The sequence below is a fragment of the Pseudomonas sp. CFBP13528 genome (assembly GCF_005233615.1).
Taxonomy (GTDB): Bacteria; Pseudomonadota; Gammaproteobacteria; order Pseudomonadales; family Pseudomonadaceae; genus Aquipseudomonas; species Aquipseudomonas fluorescens_AM.
This window is the reverse complement of the sequence record NZ_QGAJ01000003.1, coordinates 83,930-100,520: the sequence shown is the minus strand read 5'-3', so window position 1 is coordinate 100,520 and position 16,591 is coordinate 83,930. Positions and strand designations below refer to the sequence as shown.

At 56.3% G+C, this 16,591-nt stretch carries 16 protein-coding genes, 1 tRNA gene and 1 pseudogene; 8 read left to right on the top strand and 10 right to left on the bottom strand.

The annotated features are described in order from the left end of the window. Positions 1–34 precede the first annotated feature (34 nt). Together desA and PspCFBP13528_RS07110 are read left to right on the top strand one after the other, a co-directional pair. Positions 35–1,219 (top strand): delta-9 fatty acid desaturase DesA, encoded by a 1,185-nt coding sequence (desA, locus tag PspCFBP13528_RS07115; protein ID WP_057725344.1) that lies wholly within the window; start codon positions 35–37, stop codon positions 1,217–1,219. A gap of 188 nt (positions 1,220–1,407) precedes the next feature. Then, entirely contained in the window at positions 1,408–2,409 is a 1,002-nt protein-coding gene (locus PspCFBP13528_RS07110; protein WP_137199891.1) for a sensor domain-containing diguanylate cyclase, read from the top strand. Between the two features lie 114 nt (positions 2,410–2,523). Here PspCFBP13528_RS07110 and gabT read toward each other — a convergent pair whose 3' ends face one another. After that, complete coding sequence (gene gabT, locus PspCFBP13528_RS07105) at positions 2,524–3,801, bottom strand: 4-aminobutyrate--2-oxoglutarate transaminase (protein WP_065949967.1); 1,278 nt, start codon at positions 3,799–3,801, stop codon at positions 2,524–2,526. Positions 3,802–3,980: 179 nt separating this feature from the next. Beyond that, the gene (gene gabD, locus PspCFBP13528_RS07100) at positions 3,981–5,423 is read right to left on the bottom strand and encodes an NADP-dependent succinate-semialdehyde dehydrogenase (protein WP_057725341.1); all 1,443 of its coding nucleotides are present in this window, start codon (positions 5,421–5,423) and stop codon (positions 3,981–3,983) included. A gap of 371 nt (positions 5,424–5,794) precedes the next feature. Here gabD and PspCFBP13528_RS07095 point away from each other — a divergent pair. Then, positions 5,795–5,871: transfer RNA gene (locus PspCFBP13528_RS07095), tRNA-Arg, on the top strand. A gap of 325 nt (positions 5,872–6,196) precedes the next feature. Here the strand turns inward: PspCFBP13528_RS07095 and PspCFBP13528_RS07090 are convergent. The 4 genes and pseudogenes from PspCFBP13528_RS07090 to PspCFBP13528_RS07075 all read right to left on the bottom strand — a co-directional run bounded on the left by PspCFBP13528_RS07090 (position 6,197) and on the right by PspCFBP13528_RS07075 (position 8,233). Continuing rightward, positions 6,197–6,439, bottom strand: coding sequence for a hypothetical protein (locus PspCFBP13528_RS07090; protein ID WP_137199890.1), 243 nt, complete (start codon positions 6,437–6,439; stop codon positions 6,197–6,199). Positions 6,440–6,451: 12 nt separating this feature from the next. Then, entirely contained in the window at positions 6,452–6,931 is a 480-nt protein-coding gene (locus tag PspCFBP13528_RS07085) for a hypothetical protein (RefSeq protein WP_137199889.1), read from the bottom strand. Positions 6,932–6,995: 64 nt separating this feature from the next. Then, a pseudogene (locus tag PspCFBP13528_RS07080) lies at positions 6,996–7,408 on the bottom strand (GNAT family N-acetyltransferase). A 396-nt stretch (positions 7,409–7,804) separates the two neighbouring features. Continuing rightward, positions 7,805–8,233, bottom strand: coding sequence for a hypothetical protein (locus PspCFBP13528_RS07075; RefSeq protein WP_137199888.1), 429 nt, complete (start codon positions 8,231–8,233; stop codon positions 7,805–7,807). 617 nt (positions 8,234–8,850) lie between these two features. Between PspCFBP13528_RS07075 and PspCFBP13528_RS07070 the strand changes: the two genes are divergently transcribed. The 3 genes from PspCFBP13528_RS07070 to PspCFBP13528_RS07060 all read left to right on the top strand — a co-directional run bounded on the left by PspCFBP13528_RS07070 (position 8,851) and on the right by PspCFBP13528_RS07060 (position 12,234). After that, on the top strand, positions 8,851–9,723 hold the full coding sequence (locus tag PspCFBP13528_RS07070; RefSeq protein ID WP_342671440.1) for a competence protein CoiA family protein: 873 nt from the start codon (positions 8,851–8,853) through the stop codon (positions 9,721–9,723). 394 nt (positions 9,724–10,117) lie between these two features. After that, positions 10,118–10,342 (top strand): hypothetical protein, encoded by a 225-nt coding sequence (locus PspCFBP13528_RS07065; protein ID WP_137199887.1) that lies wholly within the window; start codon positions 10,118–10,120, stop codon positions 10,340–10,342. An 821-nt stretch (positions 10,343–11,163) separates the two neighbouring features. Continuing rightward, the gene (locus PspCFBP13528_RS07060) at positions 11,164–12,234 is read left to right on the top strand and encodes a hypothetical protein (RefSeq protein WP_137199886.1); all 1,071 of its coding nucleotides are present in this window, start codon (positions 11,164–11,166) and stop codon (positions 12,232–12,234) included. Here the strand turns inward: PspCFBP13528_RS07060 and PspCFBP13528_RS07055 are convergent. After that, positions 12,231–12,776 carry a sce7726 family protein gene (locus PspCFBP13528_RS07055; RefSeq protein WP_137199885.1) on the bottom strand — a complete coding sequence of 182 codons (546 nt, stop codon included), beginning with the start codon at positions 12,774–12,776 and terminating at the stop codon, positions 12,231–12,233. The genes PspCFBP13528_RS07060 and PspCFBP13528_RS07055 overlap by 4 nt on opposite strands. A gap of 206 nt (positions 12,777–12,982) precedes the next feature. Here PspCFBP13528_RS07055 and PspCFBP13528_RS28035 point away from each other — a divergent pair, with 206 nt between their 5' ends. Next, positions 12,983–13,108, top strand: a complete 126-nt coding sequence (locus tag PspCFBP13528_RS28035) for a hypothetical protein (protein WP_275113124.1) — start codon at positions 12,983–12,985, stop codon at positions 13,106–13,108. Between the two features lie 503 nt (positions 13,109–13,611). Continuing rightward, complete coding sequence (locus PspCFBP13528_RS07050) at positions 13,612–14,898, top strand: colicin-like pore-forming protein (RefSeq protein WP_137199884.1); 1,287 nt, start codon at positions 13,612–13,614, stop codon at positions 14,896–14,898. A gap of 18 nt (positions 14,899–14,916) precedes the next feature. On the opposite strand, the gene PspCFBP13528_RS07045 is transcribed toward PspCFBP13528_RS07050, so the two are convergent. The 3 genes from PspCFBP13528_RS07045 to PspCFBP13528_RS07035 all read right to left on the bottom strand — a co-directional run bounded on the left by PspCFBP13528_RS07045 (position 14,917) and on the right by PspCFBP13528_RS07035 (position 16,532). Continuing rightward, complete coding sequence (locus PspCFBP13528_RS07045) at positions 14,917–15,255, bottom strand: colicin E1 family microcin immunity protein (protein ID WP_137199883.1); 339 nt, start codon at positions 15,253–15,255, stop codon at positions 14,917–14,919. A 156-nt stretch (positions 15,256–15,411) separates the two neighbouring features. Next, positions 15,412–15,963, bottom strand: a complete 552-nt coding sequence (locus PspCFBP13528_RS07040) for a hypothetical protein (RefSeq protein ID WP_101219752.1) — start codon at positions 15,961–15,963, stop codon at positions 15,412–15,414. Next, on the bottom strand, positions 15,960–16,532 hold the full coding sequence (locus PspCFBP13528_RS07035; protein ID WP_065893850.1) for an RNA polymerase sigma factor: 573 nt from the start codon (positions 16,530–16,532) through the stop codon (positions 15,960–15,962). Before PspCFBP13528_RS07035 ends, PspCFBP13528_RS07040 begins: the two co-directional genes overlap by 4 nt. Positions 16,533–16,591 lie beyond the last annotated feature (59 nt).

Here is a 16,591-nt window from a genome sequence, read left to right as displayed (position 1 = left end):
CTGTTCTTTACTTTATCTGAGGGCCATACAGCCTATGTGGTACAACGGTTTTCTTGACCTGTCAGCCTGGCAACTGGTGGCAGTCACGCTGTTGATGACCCACGTGACCATTATTGGGGTCACGGTCTATCTGCACCGTTATTCAGCCCATCGCTCGCTCGAGCTCAATGCCGGCCTGAAACACTTCTTCCGCTTCTGGCTGTGGCTGACCACGGCGCAGAACACCCGCGAGTGGACCGCTATCCACCGCAAGCACCACGCCAAATGCGAAACCGTCGATGACCCGCACAGCCCGGTGATCAAGGGCCTGTCCACCGTGCTGCGCAAAGGCGCCGAGCTGTACCGCGCCGAGGCGGAAAACCCCGAGACCCTGCGCATCTACGGCAAGAACTGCCCGGACGACTGGATCGAACGCAACCTCTACACGCGCTTCCCGCTGCTGGGCGTGGCGCTCATGGGCGTGATCGACCTGCTGCTGTTCGGCACCATCGGCATCACCATCTGGGCGATCCAGATGATGTGGATTCCATTCTGGGCCGCCGGTGTGATCAACGGCCTGGGCCATGCCGTGGGCTATCGCAACTTCGAATGCCGCGATGCGGCGACCAACCTGGTGCCGTGGGGCATCATCGTGGGGGGCGAAGAGCTGCACAACAACCACCACACCTACCCCAACTCGGCCAAGTTGTCGGTCAAGAAATGGGAGTTCGACCTGGGCTGGGCCTGGATCAAGGTGTTCAGCTTCCTGCGCCTGGCCAAGGTGCAGCGCGTCGCGCCGATCGCCCACCGCGTCGAAGGCAAGGGTCACCTGGACATGGACACCGCCATGGCGATCCTCAACAACCGCTTCCAGATCATGGCCCAATACCGCAAATTGGTGATCGGCCCGCTGGTCAAGCAGGAGCTGGAGAAAGTCGATCACTCGGTCCGCCACCAGTTCCACCGCGCCAAGCGTCTGCTGTCGCGGGAAACCAGCCTGCTGAGCGATCGCCACCACGTGCGCATTCAAAGCATGCTGGAGCACAGCCAAGCGCTGAGCGTGATTTACGAGAAGCGTCTGGCGCTGCAGCAGATCTGGCTCAAGACCAGCACCAATGGCCACGACATGCTGGCGGCGATCAAGGAATGGGTACACGAAGCCGAAGCCAGCGGTATCCAATCCCTGCGCGATTTTGCCCATCAATTGAAGACCTATTCACTGCGCCCCGCAGGGGTCTGACACGACTGCGGGAGGGCTCGCCCTCCCGCACACTGGCTTTCTGACGCCATTTTACGGGCACCGCCAATCCAGCCCGATCACGGAACTTCACTGCAATTCCCCTCTCTCAAAGAACACTTCGCCATCATGGTGACCCCTTGTAGTGACCGCTGTTCCATCCTGCGGCGCGCCCAGAGAGAGTTGTTCCGATGGTTCACGAAAAGCCCTGCACGCCTGATGTGTCCTCTGCCCAGCCACCGCGCCCGGCGGCGGCGTCGACGCTGTTGGCGCTGATGCATGCCCAGGGTGAGGTCGAGCGCCTGAGTGAGCGTGAGCATCTGCTCAGCTCGCTGCTGGTGAGCGTGAATGCCGTGCTGTGGGCCATCGATTGGGAAACCCGTCGCGTGCTGTACGTCAGCCCCGCCTACGAACGCATATTCGGCCGCAGCGCCGGTTTGCTGCTGGCCGACCATCGGGAGTGGCGCAACAGCATCCACCCCGAAGACCTCGACTATGCCGAACACAGCCTGGCCCGTGTATTGGACCAGGGCGCCGTGGAAGACCGCGAATACCGCATCGTCACCCTCGACGGGCAGATTCGCTGGCTCAGCGACAAATGCTATATCAACCAGCAGGCCGAGCCGGGCAAGCCGATGATCGTCGTGGGCATGGCCGAGGACATTACCGAAAAAAAGCACCTGGAGCTGGAACTGCATCGCCTGGCCACCACCGATGTGCTGACCCAGAGCAGCAACCGCCGGCACTTCTTCGAGCTCGCCAATCAGGCCTTTGAGAGCGCCTGTGCGCAGGGCACGCCGCTGGCGTTCCTGCTGCTGGACATCGATGACTTCAAAGACATCAACGACACCTACGGCCATCTGGAAGGCGACCAGGTGCTGCGACGTATCGCCGAAAGCGGGCGTGGGGTGTTGCGCCGTGGCGACCTGTTCGGGCGTATCGGTGGAGAAGAGTTTGCCGCCGTACTGCCCGGCTGCGCCCCGGAGATGGCCCTGCAGGTGGCCAAGCGGCTGGGCAGGGAAATCCAGGCGCTGAGTTTCAGCGTCGAAGGCCACGGGTTTACCGTGACGGTCAGCCAGGGTTTGACCAGCCTGCGCGAAGATGACTCAACGCTCGACAGACTGTTCGGTCGCGCCGATGCGGCGATGTATGAGGCCAAGCGCCAGGGCAAGAACCGCGTGATTGCAGCCTGACACCGTTCGAAATGTGGGAGGGGGCTTGCTCCCGATGGCGGTGGGTCAGCCGATATATTCATCAACTGACACACCGCTATCGGGGGCAAGCCCCCTCCCACAGGGGTTCAGCGCTTAAAGCTCGGCAAAGCACTCTTCAATGATTGCCAGGCCCTTGTCCAACTGCTCGTCCGGCGAGGTCAACGGCACCAGTACGCGCAACACATTGCCGTAGGTGCCACAGGACAGCAGGATCAGGCCCTTGTCACGCGCCTTGGCCACCACCGCGGCAACGGCAGCGGCGTTCGGCTTGTGGCTGTCGCCATCTTCAAACAGCTCCACCGCGATCATCGCGCCCAGGGCACGCACTTCGCCGATCACCGGGTATTTGGCCTGGATGGCCTTGAGGCCGGTCACCAGGCGCTCGCCGACGGCCTTGCAGCGGTCCAGCAGGTGCTCTTCTTCGAACACTTCCATCACCGCCAATGCGGCGGCGCAAGCGATCGGGCTGCCGGCATAGGTGCCGCCCAGGCCGCCCGGGGCGATGGCGTCCATGTACTCGGCCTTGCCGCACACACCGGCCAGCGGGAAGCCGCCGGCGATGGATTTGGCAAAAGTGGTCAGGTCGGCGGCAACGCCCATCTGTTCCATGGCGAAGAACGTGCCGGTACGGCCGGCACCGGTTTGCACTTCGTCGGCGATCAGCAGGATGCCGTGCTTGTCGCACAGTTCGCGCAGGCGCTTCATGAACGATTTAGGCGCGACGTAGAAACCGCCCTCGCCCTGCACCGGCTCGATGATGATCGCAGCGATATCACGCGGCTCGGCATCGTTCTTGAAGATGCGCTCGATGCTGGCGATGGCGTCGTCGTCGCTCACACCGTGCAGTTCGTTCGGATACAGCGCACGGAACACGCCGCCCGGCATCAGGCCCATGCCGGCCGAGTACGGCACGACTTTGCCGGTGAGGCCCAGGGTCATCATGGTGCGGCCGTGGTAAGCGCCGGTGAAGGCGATCACACCAGCACGGCCAGTGGCGGCGCGGGCGATTTTCACGGCGTTTTCCACCGCTTCGGAACCGGTGGTGACCAGCAGGGTTTTCTTGGCGAAATCACCTGGCACCTTGGCCGCGACTTTCTCGCACACTTCCACATAGGGCTCGTAAGCCAGTACCTGAAAGCAGGTGTGGGTCAGTTTGTTCAGTTGCTCGGTCACCGCCGCGATGATTTTCGGGTGCACGTGGCCGGTGTTGAGCACGGCGATACCGCCGGCGAAGTCGATGAACTCGCGACCTTCAACGTCGGTCACGGTGGCGTTCTTCGCCGATTCGGCGAAGATCGGGTGAATCTGGCCGACACCGCGCGGTACAGCGGCTTCGCGGCGTTTCATCAGGGATGCGTTGGTCTTGCTCATAAAGTCCTCATTCGCCGCTCATCGGGCGGCGTGGCTCAAGGATAGGTGGCGGAGAGGCAACTACGGCAGCATGCGATGATCGACTGCCACAGCTTTCCCGGCCACTGCGAATAACGGTGTGAAACACGCAAAGGGACAGCGCTCTCGTGCCCTCTGCGTTTGCTGCAATCGCGTGCCGGTCAGATGCCCAGGCAGAGGTATTTGATTTCCAGGTAGTCCTCGATCCCGTACTTGGACCCTTCACGACCCAGGCCCGAGGCCTTGATGCCGCCGAACGGCGCCACTTCGTTGGAGATCAACCCGGTATTGACGCCGACCATGCCGTATTCCAGCGCTTCAGCCACGCGGAACACACGGCCCAGGTCACGCGCATAGAAGTACGAGGCCAGGCCGAACTCGGTGTCGTTGGCCATCGCGATCACGTCGGCTTCGTCTTTGAAACGGAACAACGGCGCCAGTGGGCCGAAGGTTTCTTCCTTGGCCACGGCGGCGTTTTTCGGCACGTCGGTGAGGATGGTCGGCTCGAAGAAATTGCCTTCCATCGCCTTGCCGCCGGCCAGCAGCTTGGCGCCTTTGCTCAAGGCGTCGGCAATGTGCTCCTGGACCTTGGCCACGGCTTTTTCGTCGATCAGCGGGCCAGTGGTGGTGCCCTCCTCCAGACCGTTGCCGATCTTGAGCTTGGCCACGGCCACCTTGAGTTTTTCGGCAAACGCGTCGTACACCGAATCCTGGATATACAGGCGGTTGGCGCACACGCAGGTTTGGCCGTTGTTGCGGTACTTGGAAATGATCGCGCCTTCGACGGCCTTATCCAGGTCGGCGTCATCGAACACGATGAACGGCGCGTTGCCGCCCAGTTCCAGGGAGACCTTCTTGATGTCCTTGGCGCATTCGGCCATCAGCTGGCGACCGATCTCGGTGGAGCCGGTGAAGGACAATTTACGCACGATCGGGTTGCTGGTCAGCTCGCCGCCGATATCGCCGGCGCTGCCGGTGACCACGCTCAGCACGCCTTTGGGGATACCGGCGCGGTGCGCCAGCTCGACCAGGGCCAGGGCCGAAAACGGGGTTTGCGACGCGGGCTTGATCACCATGGTGCAGCCGGCAGCCAGGGCCGGCCCGGCTTTACGGGTAATCATCGCCGCAGGGAAGTTCCACGGGGTAATGGCAGCAGTCACGCCGATCGGCTGCTTGATCACGATCAGGCGCTTGTCGGGCTGGTGGCCGGGAATCACGTCACCGTAGATGCGCTTGGCTTCTTCGGCAAACCACTCGATAAAGGACGCGGCGTAGACGATTTCGCCCTTGGCTTCGGCCAGCGGCTTGCCTTGTTCGAGAGTCATCAGGCGGCCGAGGTCGTCCTGGTTTTCGATCAGCAGTTCGAACCAACGACGCAGCTTGTTGGCGCGTTCCTTGGCGGTGAGTGCACGCCAGGCCGGCAGAGCCTTGTCGGCCGCTTCGATGGCACGGCGGGTTTCCGCAGCGCCCATCTTTGGCACGGTACCGAGAATCTCGCCCGTGGCCGGGTTGTTGACCTTGATGGTCTGACCATTGTCCGCATCGACCCAAGCGCCATCGATAAAGGCTTGTTGGCGGAACAACTGGGTATCTTTGAGCTGCATGTCGGCTTTCCTTAACAGCACCGCGCGCACGCGGAGCAAATTAGAGTTGTTGAAAGGCGCCTGGTGGGCTGCCGTCAGGGAAATCAGCCCCAGCGCGCATGAGAAATGAAAGAGCACGCGGGAGACAGAGCGTTTGAAATCTCAAACGAATCCTAGGATCAATGGGGGTACAGGGCAATAGGATGTTCGAAAAAAAGAACAAAATCGACGCATCTGTCAGAGTTTTCTGATCAGGGTAGTTGCGCTGGGTTTCACCGCACTGATCGGTGGTACCCGGCCCAGAGCCTGCGCACGGCAGACTCCTACACTTAAAGGCCCAAAGACCGGCATGGACGCCCAAGGTCGACATGGGTATGATGTCGCCCGCACAAGCATCCGTAGCTCAGCTGGATAGAGTACTGCCCTCCGAAGGCAGGGGTCGTGGGTTCGAATCCCGCCGGGTGCACCATATACGAACGAAAAAGCCCCAGGCCGAAAGACCTGGGGCTTTTTTGTGGGTGATTTTTGTAAGCCCTGGGTTCAACTATTGGAAATTGCCAGATCGTTGTCTCACAGGGTCTTGGATCTCAAGGCGATGGCTGGGTCCACACTTAGGCTGCAAACTGCCCACTCCTTCGTGAGGCGCGGTGGCATACAGTAAATGGGCGCTGGATTGACACGTAAATAAATCTGTCCCCATTTTCCAGAACGGAAAGGGAACGGAACCATTTTCAAATGAATCCGTGCCCTTTTTACTGCGGCTTCTGGCCAAGGATTGGAATCCCTGCATCCCTTCAACCCATCTGCTCGAACCGCCGCCGCTTCAGGAACAACCCCACCCCCAGTGCGACGGCAAAGATCGACAGCAGCCCCAGGTCAAGCCCAAACAAGCGGATTTGGCTCGCAGCCACGCAGCCGACCGCACCCATCGCTATCAGCACCACCCCGAGCCATTTGCGAAGCGGGTACGACTTAACAAACCGGTCGAGCAAAAAGAACAGCACCAGGGCAATGACCAGCTGGGTAATGTCAGCCATGTGTTTCTCCCGTCAGGTCTTGATGATCAGTGTCGAGGCAGTACGTTGCGGGCCGATGCCGCCATTCACCTGCGCCTCGATGCCGACCAGTACATCGCCTGCATGATAGGTGGGCAGGGTTTCGTTCACATACATGCGCACACCGGCGCCGACAGGGGCACCCACGTAGGGGGAGGCGACATAAGAGGTGGCACCAGCGAAGGCCGAGGCCGCGAGGTTAGCGATTCTGGTGCGTTGGGCGTTGAGCACATCGCCCTGTTGCCGGGTCAGCGGCTTGGAGATGCCGATCATCATCAGGCACGGCAGGTTCTTGGCCAGCATCTTGTCGTACACCTCGACGACCTTGCGGTTGACCTCGTAGTGGGCGCTTTTCGCTTCGCCAAAATGCAACTCGCTGAGGCGCCCGCGTTCGCTGTCGGTGAGGGTGATCTGCGAGACGTTGAACACGATCCCATGGCTACCCATGTATTGGAAAGTCCCGTCGAACTTCATTGCACGCATCCTTTCGAGCCAAAGGCGGGCATTGTCTAGAAGGAGCGAGATGGATTCAAATCATTTAACCGGGCTGGCAAGGTGCGTTGCCCGTCGTAAGGTGCTGACGGAAATAATAATTGTCGAACTCACTGCTTTCGACGAACTGGAAGCCATGGCGGGTGTAAAAACGGTTGGAGGCACTTTTTCTTTGAGGGCACTTACTTTAAGCGGGAGCGCAGCCGCATTCGCCGCTTTGAAAATCTGAGTGAGTACGGCAGCGCCGATCCCTGAACCTTGCGCGCTGGGCCTCACGTATAAGTGGTCGAGCACGAGTTCATCGGGTGATGCTTGATCACTACAAAGCCAAACCTGTCTCCAGATACCTCAAAGTAATGGGTGTTATGGACTTCAAAACCGCTAACAAACCGCTCGCGCGCCCCGTACTGGATCAAATCGCCCGTGCTCGAGACTTTCGCGCAGGGCTTCGATTCGGATAGCGAAAAGATCGTCCTGGTCACTTTGTCAGGTGCGGTTTGACATTACTGGGGAGTTTTGATTAAGCGTAACCGGCGTATTTTGGCGCTCTACGTACCCTCCTGGGAGGGCCAGTATAGAAAGATCGGACCAGATCACGGGCCACTATTTCCTATTGTGGTCTGACCCCAGTTTTTACAACCTAGGAGGTCGCGGCTCTCTATGAATATCCATGTGGCTGGTTGGTAGGGTTCAACGCTATTTTATGGCTGCAGGGGGTAACCGTCATGGGTCAAAAGCTGCCAGTATCCACCCAGGTATCCACGGGTTGGCACTGGCCCAATGCTCTACACACCTCGGTAGGCCCCAATAATGGACGTGCAACTGATCTCGAATTCAAGCCGGTACTGATGCGGTCTAAGGCAACTTCATCTTGGTGCTGAAGTTTACGTAGGAACCACCTACACCAAGGGTTTTCACATATCGCCCTTTGAGATTCTGGCCCTCGCTACCAATAACCGATTGAACGCTTTCTGGCTGAACTGCCGCCATCCCTGCACTCACCTCGATTGTGTAAAGGCCTGGAGTTAAGGCGGCATCAGCATCAGAGAATTTTCCGGCCGAAAACTTGCCGCCCTTAACGGTTGCGTCAGATTGCGCGAAGTACTCCCCATCAACCAGCTGAATACCAACTATCAATTCAGTCTCATCAGGCAGGTTAGTTTGCCCGGAGATAGTTGGCTTTCCGCCACCGTCAGAACTCACACTCATCGCCACATTTAAGGCAGATGCGCTAAACGACAAAAGTGCTAAAACACAGCCCGCTACGGCTATCTTCATTCTCATGACTGCTCCCTGCAAATTTTGCTCGTATGCACTGGCGATATGCCGTGCTGACCTGCTTCCAATTGATCATATAACTACACAGCACGCTACCAGTTGATGATACGAGCTCTGGAGCAGCTCGCTGCCCCATCAGAAAAATCCCGCGCGCGCCAATTTGCAAAGCCTTCCTCGGAAGGTTTCACACCGTATACCCATGAATTGGGGCCGCTTGAAGACCGGCGCTATGTAGATGATCTAATGCCAACTATCGCCTACTTGGTTGCGCAGTGACTGCGCAGAATACGCACAGGAAGTACAACGCTCAGTACGCACGGTTGCGTACGCATTCTGAGTGCGTACCGGCAGTAGGTTCGCACTTCTGGTTCGCAACCTCTTACGCGAGCCTGGTGCGAACCAGAGCCGCAGCCTGTTATCAAAAGCCATGGTTTTCATATGCCGGTTTCCACTTTTGTTTCCACCAAAAGAAGGCGTTCTGACTGGCAACCTCGGAAAATAGCGGCACATTGTCTGGAGGCACTCGCGGTAAGCGTCCTCCCCCCATTGGGGAAACACGCTGCACACGAACACGCCCCGTCTATTCAGCTACATTCATTCGCATCACCGGAAGGGAGAAGGCTATGCCATCAATGGAAGTAGCTCTTGTGAGCGGAGAGCGAGCTGCGCCAGCGCCAGGCCTTAAAGGCGAGTGTCCGTTATGCGGAAAACCCGCTCAGGCGAAATGCGGGCCAATTATTCGTTGGCACTGGGCACACGCTGGCCGAAGGCACTGCGACCCATGGATGGAGAACGAAGGCCCCTGGCATCGCGCCTGGAAAGCTATGTTTCCGTTCGAGTGGCAAGAGGTTGTGGCCTACGACCGTGCTGGCGAGAAGCATATCGCTGATGTGAAGCGCCCAGACGGCACAGTGATTGAGCTCCAGAACTCTCCGATGAGCATTGAGGAGATGAACAGCCGCGAGGCGTTCTACGGGGAGCGTATGATCTGGATCGTAAACGGGGAGAAGTTCAAGAACCACATCCGGATCAGTGATTCGTTGCCTGATCCACATCATGAGCGAATGCGTGATTTTAAACTGGGAATACCGACCTATACAAAATGGGCCAAGCACGTTAGGCAACCATGTCACGACGGCAGCGCCTTTGGATACTTTCTTAAAAGCGATATCGCCGCAGACCCGTCGCGCGGTGCAATGTATGAGTTGCATCACGGCAAGGCGTTCGAAAGTGTCGTAGCTAATTCGTACCGAGGCCAACATGCGTGGTCTTGGAAGAATCCCCGGGAAGGGTGGCTTTTGTCCCGGCGCACTGTTGTCTTTGATTTGGGGCAGGGAGATATGTGGGCGCTAGCTAAGTACGGAGACGATGGGGATCTATGCCTTCAGCGCGTGTCGATCAAAGCGCTTATGGATTCTCTGCTATCGGGAGCTGTACCCGATCTTAGCTATGCTGTGAGGCCTACCCACGATCTGATCGATCCTGCCGCACTTTGACCACACTTTGACGGATTGCGAGACAGGCATCAGACCAAAACCATGCCGGGTGGGTGTCGGAGGCTTATTGCGTGACCCGCCCGTCAAACAAGCGCACCGTGGCCACTGATACCCCTGACAGACCCCAGACGGATACGGCGCTTTCGGACCTTCCACTTTTACCTGGCCTTTACCGAATCGCTGGCGAATGTGAGACGGGCATGAGACGGATTCGGCGAGCGTGGCCACCTGAGAACGCGCATCGGCCAATGCGGGCGAGGCTCACGCTTAGATGCGGGGAAATCCCGTATCACATCGCCAGGACACTTTGCCGCCGGCAGACGCAACCACGTAAAGGTGATTCCGGGCATTCACGGCGCCGATGCTACGCTTTCTCGAAACACGGAGAGCCAACATGACGGATACCAAACTGATCGCCAACCTGTTCAACCGCCTCAATCAAAACCAGTTCGCCCTGGGCGCCGCGGTGGAGGAGCTTTCCAACTGGGTCGAACAGCGCGGATCGGCGGACATTGCCGACAACGTGCGAGGCGCGCTGAAAACGCTCGATGAGAACCTGGTGTTCATTCGCCAGCGCATTGCTGAGCTGACTGTCGCCGGCAGTCTGGGGCAGCGGTGACGCATTGTAGGATTCTGGACTAATTCTGGACGGCTGGAGCGGCCGCTGCTCATCCAGCCCGGCCCGCGCGCCAAAGCCAGCAAAGGCTCGCGGCAGATCGGACATACGGCTGGATAGCTACTTCGTCCAGAAACAGGTGCCAGCCGCGACAGTCAATTGCGGAACAAGTGGCTCACAGTGGAACCAGCCAAACGCGGCCATAATCCTTGACCAGCCTTGACGAAATTCTTGACAGGTCTTGACGGATTTATCCGGCGCCATCAGCGGTTGGAGCGTTGAAAGCCAAGCAGGTCAAGGCTTTGCGAGCATTCGGGCTGCCTGACCAGCATCCGCCCCGTCTAAAATTCGAGAAGCGGCCGTCAAGGTGGATGCTCGATCAATATCCTGGCGGGATGGGGTGGTGAAATACCGGGCCAGACAAATCCTTAGTGCGCCAGGCAATACTAGACAGGCCCTAGACGGATTTTCGCCGATGGGTCTCGTCTGAATTTCCCCCAGCGCAAGCAATACGCTGCCCCCAGCGTAAAAGGCTGCGTGCTGACGACTGATGCTCGTCAAATATTTACCAGAGCGGACGACTAGGTAACTCTGGACCAGAAACTGTTCGCCTTGCCACCTCGCCAAACTGCCGGTTGCAAAACCCAGCCAGACTGGCTTTTTGCCACCCATGGGCTAGCATCAATGATTGCCACGCAGGGCGTAACGATAAAACAAGTTATTCAAAAAAAACAAACACCTCTCAGCATCCATTGGGGCACGCTGGAATTTTAATTAATGCCTCCGATAGTCCAATTTTCCTAATAAAATGCAAGGAGCGCGACATGCAATACGTAGCATGCTTAAGGGTAGGGCAAAACGATATAAAAGCTCTCATCAATCTGGAGCCTGAAAGGAGAGATGTATTTACTCCTCTCTTGGATATGAGAGGAGATGACGACCGACACTTACAGACATTTTTGGCAAACTGGACTGATCACCCGTTTTTCCTAGATGTATCTAGAGTAAGAAAAGATGTCGGAGAGGACTTCGTTGGAGACAACGACCTTCACAACGCTAGTGAGGCATTTGAAAATAAGCAGCAGTTTTTTCTAAACACCCAACAAACAAATAACCATATAATCCCAGTAATATCATGGACCGACGATGATCCGCAAAGAGAAGTTATTCAGCTGGCTCTTTCTACAGAGCGAAATTTCAACCAAATTGCAATTCGAGTTTTTTGCCCTGAAAAACCGACCTCTGCATCTTGGGCCAGACTGTTATCAATCCTAGACTCTCTAAATCTGCCTAACTTCGCGCATGTGATACTGGATTTCGGGGCAACCTCACCAGCAAGTACGGCTGCAGGCTCTGAATTCAACCATTTTTTGAAACAGCTTAATGCTTACAACTTACAAAGCGTAGTACTGCTTAGCACTTCATTCCCTATCGACAAACCAGCGTCTAATACCTCTCGATCTTCTGCTTGTTATGACGTCGCTTGGCAGTCAAACATTGACCGCAACGGCATAAATCCTAGCCCCACATACGGCGACTACGCGGCAACCAACCCGACCGCACCTATGGAGTACATTCCAGGGATGCCAGTGCTACCATTCGGCTGTTATTACACTCCAGCGGAATGGTGGCAAAGACGGAAAGGAGGAAATAAAGAATTTGTAAACTATATCGAAATAGCACAAGAGGTTAGAAACCTACCAGGTTATCATGGTGATAATTTCTGTTGGGCCACTCGTGAGTACTCCCGAATTGTCGCAACCTCTACTGGATACGGCAACAATGGAACATGGAACGGTTATAGAATCAATCAGCATATCTGCGCAATGATTTTATCTATAACCGACGATGCTAATGAAGAGTTTGACGAATTAGATTTTGACGATCTCGTCTAAGAATATCGACTCTTAAGAGTTCGCAAAACGCAAGCTCTAATATCTGCCAGAGGAAGTGCGTCGCTAACTTTACGGCGCACATCCTTAATCAGGTCCTTCCCACGGACATTGATACCGAAGCTCTTAGCCAGAGAATCGAGCTCGTCCCGCCATAAAAAACCAGTCAAATGGAATTTATCCTGCGATCTATTCGACTTGGCGCTTCTTACCATCGCCATCCCTGAATAATCGTCTACTACCAGTATTCCTACAGTGGGGATAGAGACTTCAAGCGCCTTAATTAAGTGTTTCGAATGACAGCAAAGCCATACCTCATCAAAACAGGCTAAATAAGCTTCTTGCTGACCTCCCCACCTACTCAAAGTATCCGCGTGAGACTTTATCTCAAATGCGCTCAACTTCCCGTTGGCATGAACGAGGTCAGCCCGACGAGCCTTATCAATAAAGCAAAGCTCTTCAATGAAGACATCCTGAGCATCATGGGGCATCACTCTCGTGATCCACTGCTTAAGGAGAGGTCGTATTTCGGTTGGATTTAGCATGAAGCGATTATAGCCTTCGATTTTGAAGTCTTCACAGTAGATCTGAAGGGTGCTCGACGAGAGGATGACGGCCCCCTTCCAAGCCGAGGACCTATAGCATCACCAAATCTTATCGCGCCTCAGCAGGAGCCAAACCCTAGCATCGAGAAAGTCTGTTCCGGTAATACTCATCTGGTCGGGATGATACGTAAAATGAAAGCACCCGAATGACCACTACCCTGATCCGGGGTGGTGCTGGGGCGGGGGAATGGCAAGAACACCTCAGTGTGGTGGAAGTACTACGCGACGCCAGCACCATCGCCGCAAAAGTGGCGATGGCTCCTCAAAAGTGAGGAACGAGATAATCGGGCCACTTACGAACTGATCCATCAACGGAGTGGTGGTGATGACCACACCTTTGCACTTGGGACGGGCTTATCAAGCTGGCATTACCGTTCGTCGGGGATAGAGCAACGAACCTCGACGGCTTTTCAGCCGGTGTGAGGGCCAAAAACATCCCAGCAGCAAGCGCCGTGTATCCCCTGGTGTATCCCTTGGGAACGCGCAGAAGACCAAGCCCTCTAAAAACGGGAACATCACCTCCAGGTTCAAACGGCGCCGGGCCATATACGAACGAAAAAGCCCCAGGTCGAAAGACCTGGGGCTTTTTTGTTCTCTAGGTTTGCCAGATGAAGCCCCTCCAGAAATATGCACAAATGCATATTTTTCTTTGCCTTAATGCTGTGTTTATGTACAGTGTGGGTGTGATGGCTTCTGCCTCACACCGTTTGCCCTCCCCTGCAATCGTCAGGAAGGTGGGCATTCTCAAGGAAGCTAAATATCAAGGAGATATTTCATGACAGACATTACTCTACCCCCAATTATCGTAACGCCAGAGCCGCCACTGCCCCTTCCTCCTGGGCCGCTGCCAGGGGGAGGTTTTATTGCCAAGCCTTTGCCGTGGGATGGGAAAATCGTTGATTTTTCAGACATCGATGCGCTCATGCGAAAGATGAACTTCAGCCATCCTGACAGTACGATGACGAAGGTGGCGCTGGCGGTCAGGGCGCAAAAGCAGATTGCAGATTCTTACGCTGCCAACCTGCCAAACCTGCTGGCCGAGATCGACTCGGAGGTTGCCGCAGCCGTTGGGGCGGATGCTCTTTCGGCACTGGAAAAATCCAGGAAAGAAAAAGCCGTCGTTGATGCTCTAATCAACACCTCACAGGCTGACCTTACTGCCAGTCTTGCGGCGGCCAACGCTTACTTCGGCAGGGATCCTCTACTAAAAGATATACCGCACAATGCGGTAGATTTCGTCAATCTTGAATATAAAGATCGGTTGGGCTTCAAACACGCGTATCAGGCACTTGCCGACTCCTATAGCGCGGCCTATAAAAGCAGATACCTGTCTGAAAAGATTCGATTGTTGACTGAAAAATCTAACGCCTTGACGGGTTTGATCGCTACCGCTCAAGCAGAGGAAGATGCACGTCTTGCGGCGCAGGCAGAGGCTGAACGCCTGGCTGCCGAAGCCGCAGCAAAAGCTGAAGCGGAGCGTCTTGCCGAAGAGCAGGCAAAGGCCGATGCGCAAATCAAAGATGCCATTAAATTCACTGCTGATTTTTACAAGGAGATCGGAGGAAAATTTGGGCAGCAAATGTCTACGCTCTCAGCAGAATTGGCCGAAAGTGCGAAGGGCAAAAAGCTTCGCAGCGCACAAGAGGCCCTGAATGCCTTTGAGCAATACAAGGGCGCTCTGGATAAGAAATTCAGTGCGGCTGACCGCGCGGCCATCGTCAATGCCCTGGATTCGCTTGATAGCGCTGAACTGGGAAAAAACCTGAACAGGTTTGCCAAAGGCTTTGGCTATGTGGGCAAAGCCGTTGATGCCTATGACTTGCATAATGAAGTGAGTAAAAGCTACGCGACAGGCGATTGGAATAACACTGCACTGAAAGTGGAAACACTGTTTGCAGGTGCTGCAGCAACAGGCCTGATTGCTTTCGCGTTCGGCGTGACTGTTTCGTCACCCGTCGGGATTGTAGCGTTTGCGCTGATCATGGCATTTGTCAGTGCATTTATTGACGATAAACGTGTTAAGCAATTTAACGATGCACTCGACGCGGTGCTTCCTTTCTAAAAACACGAAGTGGCCTTTTCAGGCCACTTTTTTTAGTGCTGAATAGAATAGATACCCAAGCACGGCCGGAATAGCAAAAGCGATGCAAACCATATAAAAAATCACATACAGCCCGTTTTTCCCAGACGACTCCGTCAATAAGCCGGTCGTCCAGAATTCACGACGTGTGAATCGAAGCGCTGTCTGCTCGATTATAAACCGAGAGAACGGAAACAGGAAAATACTGCCTGCTCCTAACATCAGAGCAGTGAAGCTAATATCCTCCAGAAAAGTGCTCTCTCCAAAAATGTCGGTAAAGAAGAGAACAAATATGAAAATGGAGATCATAAAATTCTCAATAAGATATTTTTTACTCATATCAACTCGTACTTTAAATTCACTTTAAACTTCTGGGCTACCATGCTCGACGAATGATAGCAAATAGCATCCATGGCATTGGGCTATTGCGTAATAGGTTCAGTGCAAGATGAGTGAACAGGGGCGATGGTATCGCGCGATACCATCGCCACGGGGTCAGTGAGGCTGCAATGCCTTGAGCCGCTCCTCAAGATTTTGCGCAGGAAAGCGTTTTTGCAACTCGGCCAGTTTCACCGTCGCGGCACCCTCATCGCCTGCCGCGCGCAGGCGCAACACTTCCTGCAAGCCCTGCTCCAGCGGGTCAGGCACTGCGCGCTTGGCCAGCTTGCCTTGGGGCAAGGCATCACTGTTCATTTCGGCGCTGAACGACTCGACCCGCGGCGGCGCGCTCATGGGCGCAGGCGCGGATAAAGTTGCCGGGGCGGCGAGGCGCGTGTTTTGTACCGGGGCAAGCTCGGGGCTGCGCGTGATCACGCCCGCCAGCAGCGCCACACCGGCCACGCTGGCAAACGCCATCTGCCAACGCGGTTGCTGGCACAGCCGCAGCCAGCGTTGCCACAGGCTGAGCTTGGGGGCAGGCGCTTCGCGGCGGGCGGCGTTCAGAATGAATGCGTCCAGGAATGCGGGCGGTTCGCCGGCGCTGTTCTGGCGATAGTGTTGGATCAGCGCTTCGTCGCGCGGATCGTTCGGGTCTCGGGCGTCGGTCATACAGTTACCTCGTCAGCCAGCAAGCGCCGCAATTTCTGCAGGGCATAGCGCAAGCGGCTTTTAACGGTTTCCAGCGGGGCACCGGTGAGGGTGGCGATTTGCGGGACTTCGAGGTCGCCGTGCAGGCGCAGCAGGAAGACTTCGCGCTGGTCTTCGGGCAAGGCTTGCACGGCGGCGTCGAGGCGCGCCTGGTCGCGGTTCAGGCTCAGTTGCTGTTCGGGGCCAGCGCTGTCGTCGGGCTGGGCGTGCAGCAACTCGTCGTAGCTGTCATGCAGCGGGTTGTGCAGGCCGTGCTTGCGCCAGTGGTCGATCAGGCGGTTGCGCGCAATCTGGAACAGCCAGGTGCGAAAACTCGCCCGGCCTTGTGGCTGGGTGGTGCTGCGGATCAGGCTGAGCCAGGTGTCCTGGTAGATTTCTTCGGCCAGTTCGGGTTTGTTGCACAGGGATACGAGGAAGCGATACAGGCCCTGGCGGTGCCGGGCGTACAAGGCTTCGAACGCAGCAGCGTCGCCGGTGCGGTAGCGGGCCAGCAGCGATTCGTCGCTGGGTGGATCGTCTGGAACGGCCATGTAGTGGGCGAACTCCTTCTGTCAGATCGAAGCAGATCTAAGTGTGGGAGGGGGCTTGC